The sequence below is a fragment of the Weissella sp. ESL1156 genome, assembly GCF_058505625.1.
In genome coordinates, this window is record NZ_CP196372.1 from 1,819,406 (window position 1) to 1,840,176 (window position 20,771).

Here is a 20,771-nt window from a genome sequence, read left to right on the forward strand (position 1 = left end):
ATTTTTAAATTCATTTCAATTGATATTAATCAATTAAATTGAGCCGAAAAAATACACCGCGTATTTTTTTGAGTTTTTTAAATCAGTTTAAAATCGCTTGTGACCATTGAGTCACAATACTCAAACGAAATCATCAACGAGAGTTGATCGGTTAAGTTATTAAGGGCGCATGGTGAATGCCTTGGCACTAGGAGCCGATGAAGGACGGGACTAACACCGATATGCCTCGGGGAGCTGTAAGTAAGCTATGATCCGGGGATTTCCGAATGGGGGAACCCAACTTGTGATGCAAGTTATCGTTCAATGAATACATAGTTGAACGAAGGTAGACGTTGTGAACTGAAACATCTCATTAGCAACAGGAGAAGAAAGAAAAATCGATTCCGTCAGTAGCGGCGAGCGAACGCGGAGGAGCCCAAACCAGTGTGCTTGCACACTGGGGTTGTAGGACTACCGTTGTGGAGTTACAAATTTGTTTATTAGCAGAAGCAGCTGGGAAGCTGAGCGAAACAGGGTGATAGCCCCGTATGCGAAAGTAAGCAAACTCCCGTGTAGGATCCTGAGTACGGCCGGACACGTGAAATCCGGTCGGAAACTGCGAGGACCATCTCGTAAGGCTAAATACTCCCTAGTGACCGATAGTGAACCAGTACCGTGAGGGAAAGGTGAAAAGCACCCCGGAAGGGGAGTGAAAAAGTTCCTGAAACCATGTGCCTACAACAAGTTAGAGCCCGTTAATGGGTGATAGCGTGCCTTTTGTAGAATGAACCGGCGAGTTACGATAACATGCAAGGTTAAGGTGGAAAGACCGGAGCCGTAGCGAAAGCGAGTCTGAAATGGGCGTTCGAGTATGTTGTTGTAGACCCGAAACCAGGTGACCTACCCATGTCCAGGGTGAAGGTGCGGTAAAACGCACTGGAGGCCCGAACCCGTACATGTTGAAAAATGTTGGGATGAGGTGTGGGTAGCGGTGAAATTCCAATCGAACTTGGAGATAGCTGGTTCTCTCCGAAATAGCTTTAGGGCTAGCCTCGGAAGATAGCGTGTTGGAGGTAGAGCACTGTTTTGGTGCGGGGCCCATCTCGGGTTACTAAATTAAGATAAACTCCGAATGCCAATCACGTATGTCCGGGAGTCAGACAGTGAGTGATAAGATCCATTGTCGAAAGGGGAACAGCCCAGATCGTCAGTTAAGGTCCCTAAGTGTGTGTTAAGTGGAAAAGGATGTGAAGTTGCATAGACAACTAGGATGTTGGCTCAGAAGCAGCCACCATTTAAAGAGTGCGTAATAGCTCACTAGTCGAGTGATTCTGCGCCGAAAATGTACCGGGGCTAAACACACCACCGAAACTACGGGTGCCACATCAGTGGCGCGATAGGAGAGCGTTCTAAGGGCGATGAAGTCAGACCGTGAGGACTGGTGGAGCGCTTAGAAGTGAGAATGCCGGTATGAGTAGCGAAAGACAGGTGAGAATCCTGTCCACCGTATGACTAAGGTTTCCTGGGGAAGGCTCGTCCTCCCAGGGTTAGTCGGGACCTAAGGCGAGGCCGAAAGGCGTAGTCGATGGCTAACAGGTTGAGATTCCTGTACCAGGTGAACATGTTTGAACAATGGAGGGACGCAGAAGGCTAACAGAACCCAGCAGTTGGAAAAGCTGGGTCAAGCAATGAGTCTGAGAGTGAGTCAAATGCTTGCTGTCATAAGGATAAGTTGTGATGAGGACCGAAATCAAGTAGGGAAGTCTGTGATGTCACGCTGCCGAGAAAAGCTTCTAGTTAGTGTTTACCTGCCCGTACCGCAAACCGACACAGGTAGTCGAGGAGAGCATCCTAAGGTGAGCGAGTGAACTCTCGTTAAGGAACTCGGCAAAATGACCCCGTAACTTCGGGAGAAGGGGTGCTCAGCGCAAGCTGAGCCGCAGTGAATAGGCCCAGGCGACTGTTTATCAAAAACACAGGTTTCTGCAAAATCGTAAGATGACGTATAGGGGCTGACGCCTGCCCGGTGCTGGAAGGTTAAAAGGAGTGCTTAGCTTTGGCGAAGGTACGAATTGAAGCCCCAGTAAACGGCGGCCGTAACTATAACGGTCCTAAGGTAGCGAAATTCCTTGTCGGGTAAGTTCCGACCCGCACGAAAGGCGTAACGATCTGGGCGCTGTCTCAACGAGAGACTCGGTGAAATTTAAAGACCCGTGAAGATGCGGGTTACCCGCGACAGGACGGAAAGACCCCATGGAGCTTTACTGTAGCTTGATATTGAGTGTTTGTGCAGCTTGTACAGCATAGGTAGGAGCCGTAGAAATCGGGACGCTAGTTTCGATGGAGGCAAACGTGGGATACTACCCTCGTTGTATGAACACTCTAACTCACACCACTAAGCGTGGTGGAAGACAGTGTCTGGCAGGCAGTTTGACTGGGGCGGTCGCCTCCTAAAAGGTAACGGAGGCGCCCAAAGGTTCCCTCAGAATGGTTGGAAATCATTCGTAGAGTGTAAAGGCACAAGGGAGCTTGACTGTGAGACTTACCAGTCGAGCAGGTACGAAAGTAGGGCTTAGTGATCCGGTGGTTCCGCATGGAAGGGCCATCGCTCAACGGACAAAAGCTACCCTGGGGATAACAGGCTTATCTCCCCCAAGAGTCCACATCGACGGGGAGGTTTGGCACCTCGATGTCGGCTCATCGCATCCTGGGGCTGTAGTCGGTCCCAAGGGTTGGGCTGTTCGCCCATTAAAGCGGTACGCGAGCTGGGTTCAGAACGTCGTGAGACAGTTCGGTCCCTATCCGTCGCGGGCGTAGGAAATTTGAGAGGAGCTGCCCTTAGTACGAGAGGACCGGGGTGGACGTACCACTGGTGTATCAGTTGTTCCGCCAGGAGCATCGCTGAGTAGCTATGTACGGATGAGATAAACGCTGAAAGCATCTAAGTGTGAAACTCGCCTCGAGATGAGATTTCCCATTCAGTAATGAAGTAAGACCCCTCAAAGATGATGAGGTAGATAGGCTAGAAGTGGACGTGCGGTGACGCATGGAGCGGACTAGTACTAATGGTTCGAGGACTTAACCAAGTAGCAAGTGGTGTAAGGCAAAAAAGTAATTATGATTCAGTTTTGAGGGAACTAAGTTCACTCAATTAGAAACGTGTCGTGATGATGGCACTGAGGTCACACCTGTTCCCATACCGAACACAGCAGTTAAGCTCAGTTACGCCGAAAGTAGTTGGAGGATCGCCTCCTGCGAGGATAGGACATTGCGATGCGAATAGAGAAGACTCACAATTAATTGTGAGTCTTTTTGCATATAATCAAACATTTTTTAACGAGCACTTTTAAGAAAGTAAACTAATACCTTAATTAGGTATAATCATTAATATAGATTAGTGAAATGAAAATAATATAGGGGATAAACAATGAGTCATATTAATTTACAAAACGGTATGGATTACCGTAATTTGGGAGCAAATTTTAAAGGGATGACTAATGATCAAATTATGCAAGCATTAGATCAGCGTCGTGGCGCAATGATTACAGTTTTACAGAATCTAACACATGATTTTAATAAAGCAACGGCGGTAAGAAATCATAATGCTTTTTCGGGAAGAGAAATTGTATTTTTAAATCCAGATAATCCAATGGATAAAGAAAATACAGAGGGTGCCAAAAAATGGAATAAAAAAGGTGCAGTTGGTACACAGCATTATGAACATATTAGCCATTACCGTATCTTAGATTATCAAAAATTATTTGCGCAATGGCACCGTGAAGGATATGTTATCTATGCAGTAGATAATACTGAAGGTTATGAATTACATAATGTCTTTGAAATAAAATTTCCAAAGAAGAGTGTTTTTTTATTTGGGGAGGAACAAATTGGTTTAGCTGATGAATTAATTGAAGCTGCTGATGAAATGATATATATTCCCCAAACAGGGTCAGTACGCTCGTTGAATGTATCGGTGGCTCATGGTATTATTGCAGCGTTGTATACTGCACAATATCCTGTTCCAATAGATAAGTAAATAAATGTAAATTTACTATACAAATTATAATTATGGAACCTATTGGTAAAAGGGTTATAAATAAATCAAAAACTGATTAAGTGAATTTTAGGCTAATTCTAAAATTTACTTGATCAGTTTTAAGATAAATAGATTATATATAATATTGGTGCATCTTTATAGTAGTAGTTCAAATTCTAAATTGTTATATTGATCACGTTCACGAATTTGATGATAACCAAATTCTTGTAAATTGCGTTCAAGAATATTTGTATGCCAAATGATTTTATCAGCAAAGTTTGCAAACATTTCTTCTTTTAGTTGATTAATCAACGACAAGAATGGTTGTGCTTCTTCAGCTGTCATTGATACATATAGACGTTCGTCGTTACCGTATTTTTTAGAAATACGCTTTAATTTAATATTCATTACCTGACGAGTGTAAGCAGGATTTCTGTTTAATCTAACACTAACGTTAATATGATTGTAATGAGAATTACGACTATATTGTAGTAATATTGCTAGAAAATTTTCAGGATTTATTTTATTATTTTTGTTTGACATATTGACATCCTTAATTTATTCAAGTTCTTTTAATAGTATAACACGTAATAATTATGTTTTTTTGAGTAATATTATCAAAAACTATTGCATTATATTTTGCATAGGGGTATTATATAAAAGTTGTCTTTTGCGGGAGAACAATTGGGGAAAAATGTAATTTATTTTTATATTATTGTGAACAATAATGGTATTATTTTAAAAGAAAATTATATTCAATTTATCAATGAGTTGTTAAAAAAATTATTGACAAATTATTCTTCTCTCTGTATTATAGATTAAGTTGTCAGTAAGACAACGAAATGTTGATCATTGAAAACTGAATATCGTTTCGATGAAACAAATGTGTAGGGTCATCAAGCAATTTGCTTGATACAAAAACATTTGCGAAGTCAATTCGCTAATAAATTCGTTTAACTTCTGTTAAACAACAAAAAACAATGAGTTATACTCAAGCTTTTAAAATGAGAGTTTGATCCTGGCTCAGGATGAACGCTGGCGGCGTGCCTAATACATGCAAGTCGAACGCTTTGTCTTTAAATGAAATGACGAGCTTGCTCAGATTTGATTTTATCTGACAAAGAGTGGCGAACGGGTGAGTAACACGTGGGTAACCTACCTCTTAGCAGGGGATAACATTTGGAAACAAGTGCTAATACCGTATAATACCAACAACCGCATGGTTGTTGGTTGAAAGATGGTTCTGCTATCACTAAGAGATGGACCCGCGGTGCATTAGCTAGTTGGTAAGGTAAAGGCTTACCAAGGCCATGATGCATAGCCGAGTTGAGAGACTGATCGGCCACAATGGGACTGAGACACGGCCCATACTCCTACGGGAGGCAGCAGTAGGGAATCTTCCACAATGGGCGCAAGCCTGATGGAGCAACGCCGCGTGTGTGATGAAGGGTTTCGGCTCGTAAAACACTGTTATAAGAGAAGAACGGCACTGAGAGTAACTGTTCAGTGTGTGACGGTATCTTACCAGAAAGGAACGGCTAAATACGTGCCAGCAGCCGCGGTAATACGTATGTTCCAAGCGTTATCCGGATTTATTGGGCGTAAAGCGAGCGCAGACGGTTATTTAAGTCTGAAGTGAAAGCCCTCAGCTCAACTGAGGAATGGCTTTGGAAACTGGATGACTTGAGTGCAGTAGAGGAAAGTGGAACTCCATGTGTAGCGGTGAAATGCGTAGATATATGGAAGAACACCAGTGGCGAAGGCGGCTTTCTGGACTGTAACTGACGTTGAGGCTCGAAAGTGTGGGTAGCAAACAGGATTAGATACCCTGGTAGTCCACACCGTAAACGATGAGTGCTAGATGTTCGAGGGTTTCCGCCCTTGAGTGTCGTAGCTAACGCATTAAGCACTCCGCCTGGGGAGTACGACCGCAAGGTTGAAACTCAAAGGAATTGACGGGGACCCGCACAAGCGGTGGAGCATGTGGTTTAATTCGAAGCAACGCGAAGAACCTTACCAGGTCTTGACATCCCTTGCTAATCCTAGAAATAGGACGTTCCCTTCGGGGACAAGGTGACAGGTGGTGCATGGTTGTCGTCAGCTCGTGTCGTGAGATGTTGGGTTAAGTCCCGCAACGAGCGCAACCCTTATTATTAGTTGCCAGCATTCAGTTGGGCACTCTAGTGAGACTGCCGGTGACAAACCGGAGGAAGGTGGGGATGACGTCAAATCATCATGCCCCTTATGACCTGGGCTACACACGTGCTACAATGGCATATACAACGAGTCGCCAACCTGCGAGGGTGCGCTAATCTCTTAAAGTATGTCTCAGTTCGGATTGTAGGCTGCAACTCGCCTACATGAAGTCGGAATCGCTAGTAATCGCGGATCAGCACGCCGCGGTGAATACGTTCCCGGGTCTTGTACACACCGCCCGTCACACCATGAGAGTTTGTAACACCCAAAGCCGGTGGGGTAACCTTTTAGGAGCCAGCCGTCTAAGGTGGGACAGATGATTAGGGTGAAGTCGTAACAAGGTAGCCGTAGGAGAACCTGCGGCTGGATCACCTCCTTTCTAAGGAAAATCGGAAACCTACACAGTCAACGAAACGATATTTAGTTTTGAGTGATTAACACTCATAAGATTCGACCTGGGACTGTAGCTCAGCTGGTTAGAGCGCACCCCTGATAAGGGTGAGGTCGGAGGTTCGAGTCCTCTCAGTCCCATGATATGGGGAATTAGCTCAGCTGGGAGAGCGCCTGCTTTGCAAGCAGGAGGTCATCGGTTCGATCCCGATATTCTCCATTGCAACCAAACGGTTGCTTATTAGTTCTTTGAAAACTGAATCATAATTGTAAATTTTTAAATTCATTTCAATTGATATTAATCAATTAAATTGAGCCGAAAAAATACACCGCGTATTTTTTTGAGTTTTTTAAATCAGTTTAAAATCGCTTGTGACCATTGAGTCACAATACTCAAACGAAATCATCAACGAGAGTTGATCGGTTAAGTTATTAAGGGCGCATGGTGAATGCCTTGGCACTAGGAGCCGATGAAGGACGGGACTAACACCGATATGCCTCGGGGAGCTGTAAGTAAGCTATGATCCGGGGATTTCCGAATGGGGGAACCCAACTTGTGATGCAAGTTATCGTTCAATGAATACATAGTTGAACGAAGGTAGACGTTGTGAACTGAAACATCTCATTAGCAACAGGAGAAGAAAGAAAAATCGATTCCGTCAGTAGCGGCGAGCGAACGCGGAGGAGCCCAAACCAGTGTGCTTGCACACTGGGGTTGTAGGACTACCGTTGTGGAGTTACAAATTTGTTTATTAGCAGAAGCAGCTGGGAAGCTGAGCGAAACAGGGTGATAGCCCCGTATGCGAAAGTAAGCAAACTCCCGTGTAGGATCCTGAGTACGGCCGGACACGTGAAATCCGGTCGGAAACTGCGAGGACCATCTCGTAAGGCTAAATACTCCCTAGTGACCGATAGTGAACCAGTACCGTGAGGGAAAGGTGAAAAGCACCCCGGAAGGGGAGTGAAAAAGTTCCTGAAACCATGTGCCTACAACAAGTTAGAGCCCGTTAATGGGTGATAGCGTGCCTTTTGTAGAATGAACCGGCGAGTTACGATAACATGCAAGGTTAAGGTGGAAAGACCGGAGCCGTAGCGAAAGCGAGTCTGAAATGGGCGTTCGAGTATGTTGTTGTAGACCCGAAACCAGGTGACCTACCCATGTCCAGGGTGAAGGTGCGGTAAAACGCACTGGAGGCCCGAACCCGTACATGTTGAAAAATGTTGGGATGAGGTGTGGGTAGCGGTGAAATTCCAATCGAACTTGGAGATAGCTGGTTCTCTCCGAAATAGCTTTAGGGCTAGCCTCGGAAGATAGCGTGTTGGAGGTAGAGCACTGTTTTGGTGCGGGGCCCATCTCGGGTTACTAAATTAAGATAAACTCCGAATGCCAATCACGTATGTCCGGGAGTCAGACAGTGAGTGATAAGATCCATTGTCGAAAGGGGAACAGCCCAGATCGTCAGTTAAGGTCCCTAAGTGTGTGTTAAGTGGAAAAGGATGTGAAGTTGCATAGACAACTAGGATGTTGGCTCAGAAGCAGCCACCATTTAAAGAGTGCGTAATAGCTCACTAGTCGAGTGATTCTGCGCCGAAAATGTACCGGGGCTAAACACACCACCGAAACTACGGGTGCCACATCAGTGGCGCGATAGGAGAGCGTTCTAAGGGCGATGAAGTCAGACCGTGAGGACTGGTGGAGCGCTTAGAAGTGAGAATGCCGGTATGAGTAGCGAAAGACAGGTGAGAATCCTGTCCACCGTATGACTAAGGTTTCCTGGGGAAGGCTCGTCCTCCCAGGGTTAGTCGGGACCTAAGGCGAGGCCGAAAGGCGTAGTCGATGGCTAACAGGTTGAGATTCCTGTACCAGGTGAACATGTTTGAACAATGGAGGGACGCAGAAGGCTAACAGAACCCAGCAGTTGGAAAAGCTGGGTCAAGCAATGAGTCTGAGAGTGAGTCAAATGCTTGCTGTCATAAGGATAAGTTGTGATGAGGACCGAAATCAAGTAGGGAAGTCTGTGATGTCACGCTGCCGAGAAAAGCTTCTAGTTAGTGTTTACCTGCCCGTACCGCAAACCGACACAGGTAGTCGAGGAGAGCATCCTAAGGTGAGCGAGTGAACTCTCGTTAAGGAACTCGGCAAAATGACCCCGTAACTTCGGGAGAAGGGGTGCTCAGCGCAAGCTGAGCCGCAGTGAATAGGCCCAGGCGACTGTTTATCAAAAACACAGGTTTCTGCAAAATCGTAAGATGACGTATAGGGGCTGACGCCTGCCCGGTGCTGGAAGGTTAAAAGGAGTGCTTAGCTTTGGCGAAGGTACGAATTGAAGCCCCAGTAAACGGCGGCCGTAACTATAACGGTCCTAAGGTAGCGAAATTCCTTGTCGGGTAAGTTCCGACCCGCACGAAAGGCGTAACGATCTGGGCGCTGTCTCAACGAGAGACTCGGTGAAATTTAAAGACCCGTGAAGATGCGGGTTACCCGCGACAGGACGGAAAGACCCCATGGAGCTTTACTGTAGCTTGATATTGAGTGTTTGTGCAGCTTGTACAGCATAGGTAGGAGCCGTAGAAATCGGGACGCTAGTTTCGATGGAGGCAAACGTGGGATACTACCCTCGTTGTATGAACACTCTAACTCACACCACTAAGCGTGGTGGAAGACAGTGTCTGGCAGGCAGTTTGACTGGGGCGGTCGCCTCCTAAAAGGTAACGGAGGCGCCCAAAGGTTCCCTCAGAATGGTTGGAAATCATTCGTAGAGTGTAAAGGCACAAGGGAGCTTGACTGTGAGACTTACCAGTCGAGCAGGTACGAAAGTAGGGCTTAGTGATCCGGTGGTTCCGCATGGAAGGGCCATCGCTCAACGGACAAAAGCTACCCTGGGGATAACAGGCTTATCTCCCCCAAGAGTCCACATCGACGGGGAGGTTTGGCACCTCGATGTCGGCTCATCGCATCCTGGGGTTGTAGTCGGTCCCAAGGGTTGGGCTGTTCGCCCATTAAAGCGGTACGCGAGCTGGGTTCAGAACGTCGTGAGACAGTTCGGTCCCTATCCGTCGCGGGCGTAGGAAATTTGAGAGGAGCTGCCCTTAGTACGAGAGGACCGGGGTGGACGTACCACTGGTGTATCAGTTGTTCCGCCAGGAGCATCGCTGAGTAGCTATGTACGGATGAGATAAACGCTGAAAGCATCTAAGTGTGAAACTCGCCTCGAGATGAGATTTCCCATTCAGTAATGAAGTAAGACCCCTCAAAGATGATGAGGTAGATAGGCTAGAAGTGGACGTGCGGTGACGCATGGAGCGGACTAGTACTAATGGTTCGAGGACTTAACCAAGTAGCAAGTGGTGTAAGGCAAAAAAGTAATTATGATTCAGTTTTGAGGGAACTAAGTTCACTCAATTAGAAACGTGTCGTGATGATGGCACTGAGGTCACACCTGTTCCCATACCGAACACAGCAGTTAAGCTCAGTTACGCCGAAAGTAGTTGGAGGATCGCCTCCTGCGAGGATAGGACATTGCGATGCGAATAGAGAAGACTCACAATTAATTGTGAGTCTTTTTTTATGTTTTATAAATAGTACTAGGCAGAATGATGGTAATCAGTCATTTTGCAAAGAATATCAAAATTTTTGAACATTATTGGTTTATTACCGTCCTTATTAATTGGGTGGTAATAATGAAAAAATATGATGAATCTTTACTATATGGTCGTCTAATAACTTGTACAGAAAACAAATTGAGTCAATTACCCAAAAAGGTGAACATAGAACCAGCAATTCATAAAAATCAATGTGGTCGGTGTCATAGTTTCATATTGAATGAATGGCAATTACCAGATAATGTTTTATATTGTTGGCAATGTGCAAAGTTAGGTAGAATAACTTCACAAGATTATTTGGTTACGATTCCAGAACCAAATGATTTTGTAATACCAGAAAGTCCGTGCATATGGTCTGGAAAATTAACTAGCTTGCAACAACGGATTGCTAGTCAACAAATTGAGTCATTGATAGATAATCGATCACACCTAACTTATGCGGTAACCGGAGCTGGTAAAACAGAAATGCTTTTCCCAATGTTATCTTTAGCAATAAAACAAGGAAAGCGAATTGCAATCGTTTCGCCTCGTGTAGATGTTGTTTTGGAGTTGAGAAAAAGAATAAAGCAAAGCTTTCAATTATCATTTATAACTTTATATGGTGGAACAGAAGACACATATCAATATACACAATTGGTATTAGCCACGACACATCAATTATTCAAATTTAAAGCTGCTTTTGATTTAATTGTTATTGATGAGGTTGATGCATTCCCGTATGCCAATAATCCGTTTTTGATAGGAGCGGTTAAGCAAGCTAAAAAAAATAATGGGATTATATTTTATTTAACAGCTACTTTGAATATTGCATTAAAAAAAATGATTAATAAAAAGCAAGTGAAGTTATCAATGTTGCCTAGACGATTTCATGGTTATTGTTTGCCAAATATTCAATTAGAGAGAGTGGGAGCTTGGCGTAAAAAGATACCTCATAAGTTAATCAAACAAATGAATAAATTAAAACAATTAGGTATAAAATTTCTATTATTTGTACCAGAAGTGATTGATGTTACTAATATATTAATGCAGTTAAAGAATACGGCATTAAAAATTAAAAGTATTAAAATAATGGGCACATATGCGACCGATAAAGACCGGTTAGAAAAGGTTCAAAAAATGCGTGATGGTCAGTTAGATGGACTAATAACAACAACCATTTTAGAACGTGGCGTTACCTTTCCGGGAATTGATGTCCTTATTTTAGGTGGTGACGAATTAATCTTTTCAACAGCAACCTTAATTCAGATAGCTGGTAGATGTGGCCGTAGTACGCAACGACCAGACGGATTAGTAAAAGTATATGTACAAGAAAAAACAAGTGCATTGAGTAATGCAATAATGGAAATCAACTACTTAAACACATTAGGAAAATTGTATGAAATGTGAACTATGCGGCATGATATTTAATGGTGAGTGGCAACTTAATGATTTTTTTAACTTTTCAGTGCGTCAGCAATCTATGATTTGTGGAACCTGTCAAGATGGATTTCAACGAATAATGCCCAATACAGGATGTTTTGGATGCCAGTCTGAAACTAATGAAAAATATTGTTCAGATTGTACTTGGTGGCTTCGATTAGGCTATCCAAATATTAATAACCAAGCACTATTTAAATATAATAATCAAATGCAGTCATATTTTAAAGCTTATAAATTTCAAGGTGGATATCATTTGAGAAATATTTTTAAATATGAACTACAACAAAGGTTATTTAAAGTAAATGTAGATAAAATAGTCCCTATTCCTATTACAGATGACACTTTATGTCACCGAGGATACAATCAGGTAGTTGGTTGGCTAGAGGGTTTAACGTTTGAACCATTGTTACGCTGTCGAGAAACAAAAAAAATGACACAATCTCATAAAACACGACAGGCAAGATTATTAACAAATCAACCATTTAGTATAGCTTCGTCAACAGAAGATATTTCAGAAAAAAGTATCTGCATTGTGGATGATATTTATACAACGGGACAAACTTTAAGACATGCTGCACAATGCTTAGTCGCAGCTGGTGCGACTAAGATTATTTCGTTAACGCTCGCGCGATAATGATGGTTGTTGAATGTTAACGCTTTCTTTTTTTATTATCAATATGTTACAATATACTTACCGATAGGATACAGAAATGATTATATCGGGACGTGTAAGATATAATTTTTTGGGATATATCTTATAAATATAGTCAGACAGGAGACAGGATTATGCTAGAATTTAAAGTACGTGGTGAGAATATTGAAATCACTGATGCCATGTCAGAATACATTGAGAAGCGTATTTCTCGACTAGAGCGTTATTTAAATACTGAAGCTAGTTATATCGCTCGCGTGAATGTACGATCATACAAAGAAGGTACATTTAAAACTGAGGTAACTATTCAATTGCCATATTTGTTACTTCGTGCAGAGGATACGCAAACAGATATGTACCAAACAGTTGATTTTGTTTCTGATAAATTAGAGCGTCAAATTCGCAAGTATAAGACTAAAGTTAATCGTAAGTCCCGTGAAAAGGGTTACAAGGGTATTGAAAATACTGATTTCATGGTTGATCCTGCAGCACCATCAACTGATGACGAAGCAGAAGATGGTTTAAAGATTGTGCGAACAAAGCACGTTGATTTGAAACCAATGGATGCTGAAGAGGCAGTTCTTCAAATGGAACTTTTGGGTCATGAATTCTTTATTTTCCAAGATGCTGAAACAGATTTGCCAGCAGTGGTTTATAAGCGACGTGATGGCAAATATGCATTACTTGACACTGTAAACTAGTGTCATGGCATCTTGTAGGCAAATGGGAAATTGCCATACAAGCTAATTGAATTTGAAATTTGAAAGACTGGGAAACTTTCCTGGTCTTTTTATCTTTAATAATTAAATTGATAAGCGATAATAATTTGAAATGAGGAAAATAAATGGCGAAAAGTAAGTATATGACAAATCAACGCTATAGATTATTATTGAGTGAAATGTTTGAAACGATTCAAGAAGCAGGAAATCAAGTTGCTCCTTTTTTTGAAAAAATTGATAACGCTCTAAAAAAAGAAGAACTAGATAAAATGTCAGTGGTAGAGTTTAAAGAGATTGCAACAGCATTTGAAAATACTGTTGATATTTATCAAGATGTTTCAAAAAAATTTAATCAAATTATAGCACCGGTACGCTTAATAGGCCTACATAAAAATCTGCAACAAATATTTACAGATTATACTACCGCAACAAAACAGATGGCTGATGCTTTAGATGTGGCAACACAAGATGTTAATATTGCTAATTTTAGGGATTCTGAAGCAAAACAAGATAAATATATGAATAAATTCTTAACACAAATTCGACGTATTTTTACATCGATTGCGTCTTAAAAAATAAAGGTAATTAAAATGACTGATGTATTAGAAATTAATATTGCACAACAGATTGGGAAAAATTTAAACATACCTACTAATAAGGTAGCAGCGGTTAATAATCTACTAGATGAAGGAAATACAGTACCTTTTATAGCGCGTTATCGTAAAGAAGTAACCGGTAATTTAGATGAGGTTCAAATCAGAGATATTCAAACACATACAAAGCAATTGATGGATTTACAGGCTCGTAAGCATTCTGTTTTTAAAGCAATTACTGAACAACATATGATGACTGAAAATTTACAACGGGCAATTGTAACAGCTGATACTTTGCAAAAAGTAGAAGATATTTATTTACCGTTTAAGAAAAAGAGACAAACAAAAGCAACGTTGGCTAAAGAGGCAGGATTAATGCCATTTGCACAGCTTATTCAAACTTTTCCTGATATTGATTTACAAGTGGAAGCAGAAAAGTATGTGAATTCAGGAAAAGGATTACCAGATACGGCATCTGTTTTTACAGGAGTGCATGAAATTTTTGCAGAGGTCATTGGTGAAAATGCAGGGCTACGTGATTGGGTACGTCAATTTACATTAAAAAATGGGCGTTTTGTTGCAAAACTAAAACGTGGTGCTAATAAGAAAGATGAACAGGGTGTTTTTGAATTATATTATGATTTCAATGTTGCCATTAAGAATATTCAAAACCATCAAATTTTAGCAATTAATCGTGGTGAAAATGAGGGTGTCTTAACGGTTAATATTATTGCGGATGAGGATGCAATTGCACGTTATTTAAAATTTAGATTAGTAGGTCATCGTGAAGGCCCAATAGCGGATATTTTGATTACTGCTGCAATTGATGCTTATAGGCGCTTTATCGGTCCTGCAATTGCGCGAGAAATTAGGAAAACATTATTTAATCGAGCAAGCGGGGATGCAATTAAGATATTTGGTACAAATCTATATCATTTATTAATGGCAGCGCCATTACATGGACAAATTGTTTTAGGATTTGATCCTGGTATTCGTACCGGATCTAAGTTAGCCGTCGTTAATGAAGCCGGTCAATTTTTAGATAAAGCTGTAATTTACCCACATAAAGCAGCAAAATATGATCCGCAAGGCGCACGTGAAAAAGTAATTGCATTGGTTAAAAAATATCATGTATCATTGGTTGCAATTGGAAATGGTACTGCTTCACGTGAATCACAAAAATTTATTGCAGACATTATTAAAAATGATTTACCAGAGTTGAGATATGTTGTCACCAATGAAGCCGGGGCATCGGTTTATTCAGCTAGTGATGTTGCACGTGCTGAGTTTCCTGATTTACCGGTTGAACAGCGTTCTGCCATTTCAATTGCTCGCAGGTTACAAGATCCAATGGCTGAATTAATTAAAATTGACCCACAAGCAGTTGGTGTGGGTCAATATCAGCATGATTTACCAGTGAAAGAATTGTCTTTAGAATTAGATCATGTTCTTGAAACAGCGGTTAATCAAGTTGGCGTTAATTTGAATACAGCATCACCACAATTATTAACCCACATTGCAGGGTTGAATATGATAACGGCCCAAAATATTGTGGTTTATCGCAATGAAAATGGGCGCTTTGAGTCGCGGACTGAGATAAAGAAAGTACCAAAATTAGGACCGAAAGCATTTGAACAAGCGGCCGGATTTTTACGTATATCAGATGGAAAAAATCAATTAGATAATACAGATATCCACCCAGAGTCATACGGAGTTGCCAAAAAAATTTTGAAAGCTGCTAATGTGGACCAACTGGGTTCAGAAATAAAGTCAAAATTGCAAAAATTCGATACACCAAACTTTGCGAATGAATTAAATATTGGCTATCCAACTTTACATGACATTATTGTGTCATTAGAAACACCAGGTCGTGATTTACGAGATGCTGCACCAGCGGCAACATTAAGATCAGATGTATTAACAATAGATGATTTACGTATTGGTATGCAATTGCAGGGTACAGTCCGTAATGTTGTTGATTTTGGAGCTTTCGTCGATATTGGTGTTCATGAAGATGGGCTGGTCCATATTTCCAAATTATCAGTACAACGCGTTACTAATCCACATGATATCATTGCCGTTGGTGATATTGTGGTTGTTTGGGTGACTGAAATTGATAAGAAACGACAACGGATTGGATTAACGATGGTCGCACCAAAAAATGAAGTAAATCATTAAGAACGAATTTCAAAATAGTCGTTTTTAGAAATGTTGCAAGTTTTAACTATCTTTGATAACATTAGCTATGTTAGCATTGAGCAACATGGTATGCGATCGTGGCGGAATTGGCAGACGCGCAGGACTAAGGATCCTGTGGTAGAAATACCGTGAGGGTTCGACCCCCTCCGTTCGCATTTTAATGATTTTATAGAGTTCCTGATATAACAGTAAAACGTTGTTATGTCAGGCTTTTTGTTTACTTTGATATGGTCATTATTCTTATAATTAACTATTAGATAGTATTATTTACTAAAACATTTGCGACAAATTTACGACAAAATCTTTCGAAAATAATTTCTACTCGCAAAATGACACATAAAAAAACAACCAAACTGATGGCAAGTTCAGTTGTTTAATAGTTAAACTATTCAACGAAATAATAATGTTATTAGAATGATTTGACCAACAATCAAATTGAATAGATTAGTGAAATTTTCTGTTTAATGTGATATTAATTGAGATGACTTTTTATCAAATTTTACTAGTATATTTATAAATATAAAATAACAAAGTAAAAGTAACCAGCTACAATCAGAAATTATGATTATCAAATTAAACATATGACTAGTTTTATAGTGTAACGTCAGAACATTTTTACCTTTAACACCATTAAGATTCAATGTTCCGATGGATGTTTTAGAAATAGTGGCGTTATTTAGCTTTTTGTTATTAAGGTAAGTATTTGTATTTTTATATATAAAAGCAGGCACTTCAATTTGATGAGTTTTATTTTGATGCCAAGAAATATGCAAGACACCGTTTGATTGCACATCTTTATTAAATGTATGATGTCTTGCTAAAACATGCTCAGTATATAGGCCATAATAATCTGTGTTATTATCAACTTTAATAATTGGTAAGTAGTCTGGTGTTGTTCGATCTACTGTATTTATAAGTTGACTTAAATCGGGGCTACTCCAAGCTGGTCTTAAGTCAGTTGTTGTATTTACTGGATGACCATCTAGGGGGTTGGACCTTAAATCTTTTGGATTAATTGCGGCACTTTGTGCAACAGTAGTGGTCTGTTTATCGTTTGAAATAACGTTGTTTGAAACCGAGGTTGCTAGACTGATAACACTAATGATAGCCATTGTAATCGTTGCGAATTCTAGTAATTTATTAAAATTAAGATTGGCGTTATTTATTAATTCTTTAATAGCCAATAATGTGCCAATTAAAATAAATACTTCACCAACGAGTGTAAATCGAAATGAAAATTGTAAAAAATTGCTAATTTCAGGTAAATTTCGTTGGATAATTGACCATGGCATTAAATTACTACCTAAGACAAAATAGGTAAGTCCTGAAATAATTAAAATTTTACTTAAAATAGATGTTCTTTTCCAGAACATCATAATTAAAGCAATTCCTAGTACTGCTAAAAGGGCCAATATGTTTTCAGATACTGATATGTGGTTGCCTAACAAGGGAATACCATTTGTTGAAAAAATATCAAATGGATTAAAGATACTATCTGTGACATCTATGCGCGTTGGTGGTACTAACACGTTATGTGTTGATACCTGTAGATAAGGCAAAATAGTATTTAAGCATAATATAATCGAAGTAATAACTGCTATAACTAGATATCTAATCATTGACCATTTCTCAGGTGTTTGAATGAACCCAACAATAAATGCAGAAATCAATACAGGTATTGCAAATGCGGCACTTAGTAAATGTCCTTGAACTTGTAAACTGACGGTTAATGCGAGTAAAAGAGCATGTTTTAGGCCAAAATGGCCCTTTAACATGTCCATGATAGGTAAAATCATTAAGGGCAGAAATGCTAAGCCTATTGAACGCCATCCAGAAACTATTAAGAATGATGCAACGGCATTAGTGCTTAAATAAATAGTTCCTAATCCCATACTCATGGTTTGGCTAAATCCTATTTTTCTTGAGACAAAATAAGTGGTAAAACCTGCTGTAAAGATAACTAAAATATTTAATATGATTTGAAATCTTAGCCAAGAGCCGGCAATCAATAATAATAATCCGAAAAGATAGGTAAAGAAGGGACTATATAGTGCATTTACAATGCGTCCAGATTGTTGAAATGAATATAAATTTAGCATTGAAAAATTTAAGTGTTTGATCTGCATTGCAGCTTCATATATTCTGTTGTAGTGAAAATAGCCATCAACTCCTAACACAGGTGTTTTGTTAAGGATAATCGGACTAGAAACAAATATTGCAATAATAAAAAATATGATAATTGGTTGAATATACTTTTTCATGATATGCCTCAATAATATTAATCTTCCCAAAAGATAACATATAACATGGCATATATATTGTATTATTGAACAATGTTTAAAAAATTAAATAAATATAAAATAATTGTTTCATTTTATTTTGTTTCCAATAAAAAATATGATAGATATTGAGAACCTAACAATATATTTATTGGACAAAACAATTGTTTTAAAATTTGCGACAAAATATTTATAAACGTTAGTATAATAGTCTGATGATGTCTTTTGCGTGCAATCAAAACAGCGCCATTGCATTAGTAATGGTGCTGTTTTGATATATTATATATGAATGGCATGATAAATTAGGATTATTGTGCCAATGATGAATAGTAAGCTACCCCAACAGATTTGATAAATGACACTTTTATCACCAAAAAATAACCGTATGAGTGGTGCTGTTTGACCAAGTATTGTCAATAAGATACCAAATATAATAGTCACTAAACCAATTAATCCAATCATTTTTCCTCCGTTAATGGTTTTGGATAATTTTGAATATAAGATAAAACGATAGTATATTTGCTTTTTGTCTTTAGCTTAATGTGGTATCATAATACCCAAATTAATGTATACTGTAAATAGGATGCTTGTCCTATTTTTTGTTGTTAAAAAAATAATACGTAACTGAGTTATTTATAATTGGAATAGTTTTTCTTGACATGCCTGCAATAAAGAGGTATGATATCTTTTGTGGTTATTGTGTTAACTATGAACACATATGGAGATATACCCAAGTCTGGCTGAAGGGAACGGTCTTGAAAACCGTCAGGTCGGGAAACCGGCGCGAGGGTTCGAATCCCCCTATCTCCTTTGATATCCATTGTGATGTTATAATTTTATATTATCGCGGGTTGGAGCAGTCTGGTAGCTCGTCGGGCCCATAACCCGAAGGTCGTAGGTTCAAATCCTACACCCGCAATTAATGGAGATGTACCCAAGTCTGGCTGAAGGGAACGGTCTTGAAAACCGTCAGGTCGGGAAACCGGCGCGAGGGTTCGAATCCCTCCATCTCCTTTATAAATAACCGTGTCCCGTGGACACGGTTATTTTTGTATCAATATCATTCTGAATATGTGAGGAGTTTAAGATATGCCGATACGTCAAATTCGATATTTTCAATATGCAGTGTTGATGGTTGTTTTAGCAATATTTTCTGCGATATTCTTACCAACATTAATTGGAACATCTGCACTAATTACAGCGCATATTTCAAATATGACATTGACCGTTTTTGGAATTGTTGCTGTTATGATTGTTTATTTAGATGATCGTATAATTAAACAAGCTTTGTATCAACAAAAGCAAATGAAAATAGTGACACTGTGGTTACCAGTTTTGGGTCAGACAGTTTGGTATCTTGTTGTACTGTGGATTTATTTAACTAATGCAAACGGTCGTATGATCGTCACAATGACATTGCCGATATTGTGTTTGGGTGTGGCACTATTATTGGTTTCTTTAGGCTTGTTGCAGAAAGAGACATTATCTATTATTCTAAATCAGCCCATGAAACGTACGGCACATCGCTTGAATATCGCTACCATGTTTTTATCAGTATATGCCTTGTTGTTTTTTGGCTTAACTACAAATTGGATTTATGGTTTAACAACCATGGTATCTGTTTTAATCATCACCGATGCTAATTGGCCTGCTTTGTGGTCAGGATGGCATAGAGAGCAAAGTCTTGAAAAACTAGCAACAAATGGGGTTAATTTTAGAAATGCACGTGTGATTGAATCATTACCCGATGTCACAACGATTATTACTGAAAAAAGCGGTATTTTAACTGATAATCGAATCACAGTACATTCAATTATGTCATTAGATAAGCGGTATAGCGATTTTGATATATTGGGTATTGCAACAGGATTGCTAGCAATGAATGATTCATCAGTGTTATCACAAGCAATTATGCAGTATGCTGAAAAGCATGGTGTGTTTCCATCAACGGCGTCAGAACCAGAAATTATTGATGGTGCAGGGGTAAGAGGGGTCATCTTAAATGAGCGCTTTGCAGTATTATCTGCTGCTGAAGTGTTAGCTGAAAATTACGTTGTTGATTTAGAAGCTTTAGAGACCTATAAAATGTTAGGTAATTCAGTCAGCTATATTGTGGATAGTTTGCAGGTTATTGGTGTGATTACCTTTGGTGACACTCTAAATAAAACGCTTATTTCATTAGATCGATTCTTTACGAAAAGACATTTGGATGTAAAAATTGCTTCTGGTGATACGATTGGGGCAACAATGCAACTAACAAATATCATGACCTCTTTAGGCGAGGTACAATCTGATTTGACGCCAAGTGAAAAGGCAGCACAACGTACTGCTTGGGCAGCTGCGCCACATACAATGATCGTGACGAATCAAGATAATTTGCCAGCGGAAACAAAAGCAATTACAGTGGCCGTGAATCGTCCAGATATTAATGCAGATATTCATGTGGCAAGTGTTGCTGATTTAGAACGCTTATGGGCAACAGCAGATCGTTTAATGCAGATTGATAAAAAAATGTTGACGTTAACTAGTTTACCAATTATTATTTTGTTATTATTGGCTGCTGGATTAGGGATTTTTATCTCTTCATGGTTATATGTTGCACCAATCGTAGCAATTACTGTACGCTGCATAATGAGTTATATTTTACGAGTACGTGTTAAAAATTAAATGCTTGGTAAAATATCAAGGTAAAAGACCGTTATATCA

10 protein-coding genes, 6 tRNA genes and 5 rRNA genes are annotated in these 20,771 nt (G+C 39.8%); 18 read left to right on the forward strand and 3 right to left on the reverse strand.

The window, feature by feature from the left end; translation table 11 throughout:
* Positions 1-149 precede the first annotated feature (149 nt).
* The 3 genes from ACSKY2_RS09060 (at position 150) to ACSKY2_RS09070 (ending at position 4,015) form a co-directional block, all read left to right on the forward strand.
* Positions 150-3,065, forward strand: a 23S ribosomal RNA gene (locus tag ACSKY2_RS09060).
* A 74-nt stretch (positions 3,066-3,139) separates the two neighbouring features.
* Positions 3,140-3,256 (forward strand): 5S ribosomal RNA (gene rrf, locus ACSKY2_RS09065).
* 150 nt (positions 3,257-3,406) lie between these two features.
* Positions 3,407-4,015, forward strand: a complete 609-nt coding sequence (locus tag ACSKY2_RS09070; protein WP_489840066.1) for a TrmH family RNA methyltransferase — start codon at positions 3,407-3,409, stop codon at positions 4,013-4,015.
* A gap of 156 nt (positions 4,016-4,171) precedes the next feature.
* Here the strand turns inward: ACSKY2_RS09070 and ACSKY2_RS09075 are convergent, their stop codons facing one another.
* Positions 4,172-4,558, reverse strand: a complete 387-nt coding sequence (locus ACSKY2_RS09075; RefSeq protein ID WP_489877530.1) for a hypothetical protein — start codon at positions 4,556-4,558, stop codon at positions 4,172-4,174.
* Between the two features lie 457 nt (positions 4,559-5,015).
* On the opposite strand from ACSKY2_RS09075, the gene ACSKY2_RS09080 reads away from it, so the two are divergent.
* From ACSKY2_RS09080 to ACSKY2_RS09130, 11 genes are all read left to right on the forward strand, one after another.
* Positions 5,016-6,590 (forward strand): 16S ribosomal RNA (locus tag ACSKY2_RS09080).
* A gap of 78 nt (positions 6,591-6,668) precedes the next feature.
* Positions 6,669-6,742, forward strand: a tRNA-Ile gene (locus ACSKY2_RS09085).
* Positions 6,743-6,748: 6 nt separating this feature from the next.
* A tRNA-Ala gene (locus ACSKY2_RS09090) sits at positions 6,749-6,821 on the forward strand.
* 202 nt (positions 6,822-7,023) lie between these two features.
* A 23S ribosomal RNA gene (locus tag ACSKY2_RS09095) occupies positions 7,024-9,939 on the forward strand.
* Positions 9,940-10,013: 74 nt separating this feature from the next.
* A 5S ribosomal RNA gene (gene rrf, locus ACSKY2_RS09100) occupies positions 10,014-10,130 on the forward strand.
* The 16S, 23S and 5S rRNA genes sit together here with 2 tRNA genes alongside, the layout of an rRNA operon.
* Positions 10,131-10,282: 152 nt before the next feature.
* The gene (locus ACSKY2_RS09105) at positions 10,283-11,590 is read left to right on the forward strand and encodes a helicase-related protein (protein WP_489877531.1); all 1,308 of its coding nucleotides are present in this window, start codon (positions 10,283-10,285) and stop codon (positions 11,588-11,590) included.
* A gap of 10 nt (positions 11,591-11,600) precedes the next feature.
* The gene (locus ACSKY2_RS09110) at positions 11,601-12,257 is read left to right on the forward strand and encodes a ComF family protein (RefSeq protein ID WP_489877532.1); all 657 of its coding nucleotides are present in this window, start codon (positions 11,601-11,603) and stop codon (positions 12,255-12,257) included.
* A 152-nt stretch (positions 12,258-12,409) separates the two neighbouring features.
* Positions 12,410-12,976, forward strand: coding sequence for a ribosome hibernation-promoting factor, HPF/YfiA family (gene hpf / locus ACSKY2_RS09115; protein WP_489877533.1), 567 nt, complete (start codon positions 12,410-12,412; stop codon positions 12,974-12,976).
* A 143-nt stretch (positions 12,977-13,119) separates the two neighbouring features.
* Positions 13,120-13,566, forward strand: a complete 447-nt coding sequence (locus ACSKY2_RS09120) for a hypothetical protein (RefSeq protein ID WP_489877534.1) — start codon at positions 13,120-13,122, stop codon at positions 13,564-13,566.
* Between the two features lie 18 nt (positions 13,567-13,584).
* Complete coding sequence (locus ACSKY2_RS09125; protein ID WP_489877535.1) at positions 13,585-15,765, forward strand: Tex family protein; 2,181 nt, start codon at positions 13,585-13,587, stop codon at positions 15,763-15,765.
* Between the two features lie 92 nt (positions 15,766-15,857).
* Positions 15,858-15,941: transfer RNA gene (locus ACSKY2_RS09130), tRNA-Leu, on the forward strand.
* Between the two features lie 306 nt (positions 15,942-16,247).
* On the opposite strand, the gene ACSKY2_RS09135 is transcribed toward ACSKY2_RS09130, so the two are convergent.
* Together ACSKY2_RS09135 and ACSKY2_RS09140 are read right to left on the reverse strand one after the other, a co-directional pair.
* Positions 16,248-18,047: a hypothetical protein gene (locus ACSKY2_RS09135; protein WP_489877536.1), complete on the reverse strand. Its 1,800-nt coding sequence runs from the start codon at positions 18,045-18,047 to the stop codon at positions 16,248-16,250.
* Positions 18,048-18,344: 297 nt separating this feature from the next.
* The gene (locus tag ACSKY2_RS09140; protein WP_489877537.1) at positions 18,345-18,527 is read right to left on the reverse strand and encodes a hypothetical protein; all 183 of its coding nucleotides are present in this window, start codon (positions 18,525-18,527) and stop codon (positions 18,345-18,347) included.
* 258 nt (positions 18,528-18,785) lie between these two features.
* Between ACSKY2_RS09140 and ACSKY2_RS09145 the strand changes: the two genes are divergently transcribed.
* From ACSKY2_RS09145 to ACSKY2_RS09160, 4 genes are all read left to right on the forward strand, one after another.
* A tRNA-Ser gene (locus ACSKY2_RS09145) sits at positions 18,786-18,875 on the forward strand.
* 35 nt (positions 18,876-18,910) lie between these two features.
* Positions 18,911-18,984 (forward strand) — tRNA-Met (locus ACSKY2_RS09150).
* 5 nt (positions 18,985-18,989) lie between these two features.
* A tRNA-Ser gene (locus ACSKY2_RS09155) sits at positions 18,990-19,079 on the forward strand.
* Between the two features lie 75 nt (positions 19,080-19,154).
* Positions 19,155-20,732 (forward strand): HAD family hydrolase, encoded by a 1,578-nt coding sequence (locus ACSKY2_RS09160; RefSeq protein ID WP_489877538.1) that lies wholly within the window; start codon positions 19,155-19,157, stop codon positions 20,730-20,732.
* The last annotated feature ends 39 nt before the right edge of the window (positions 20,733-20,771 follow it).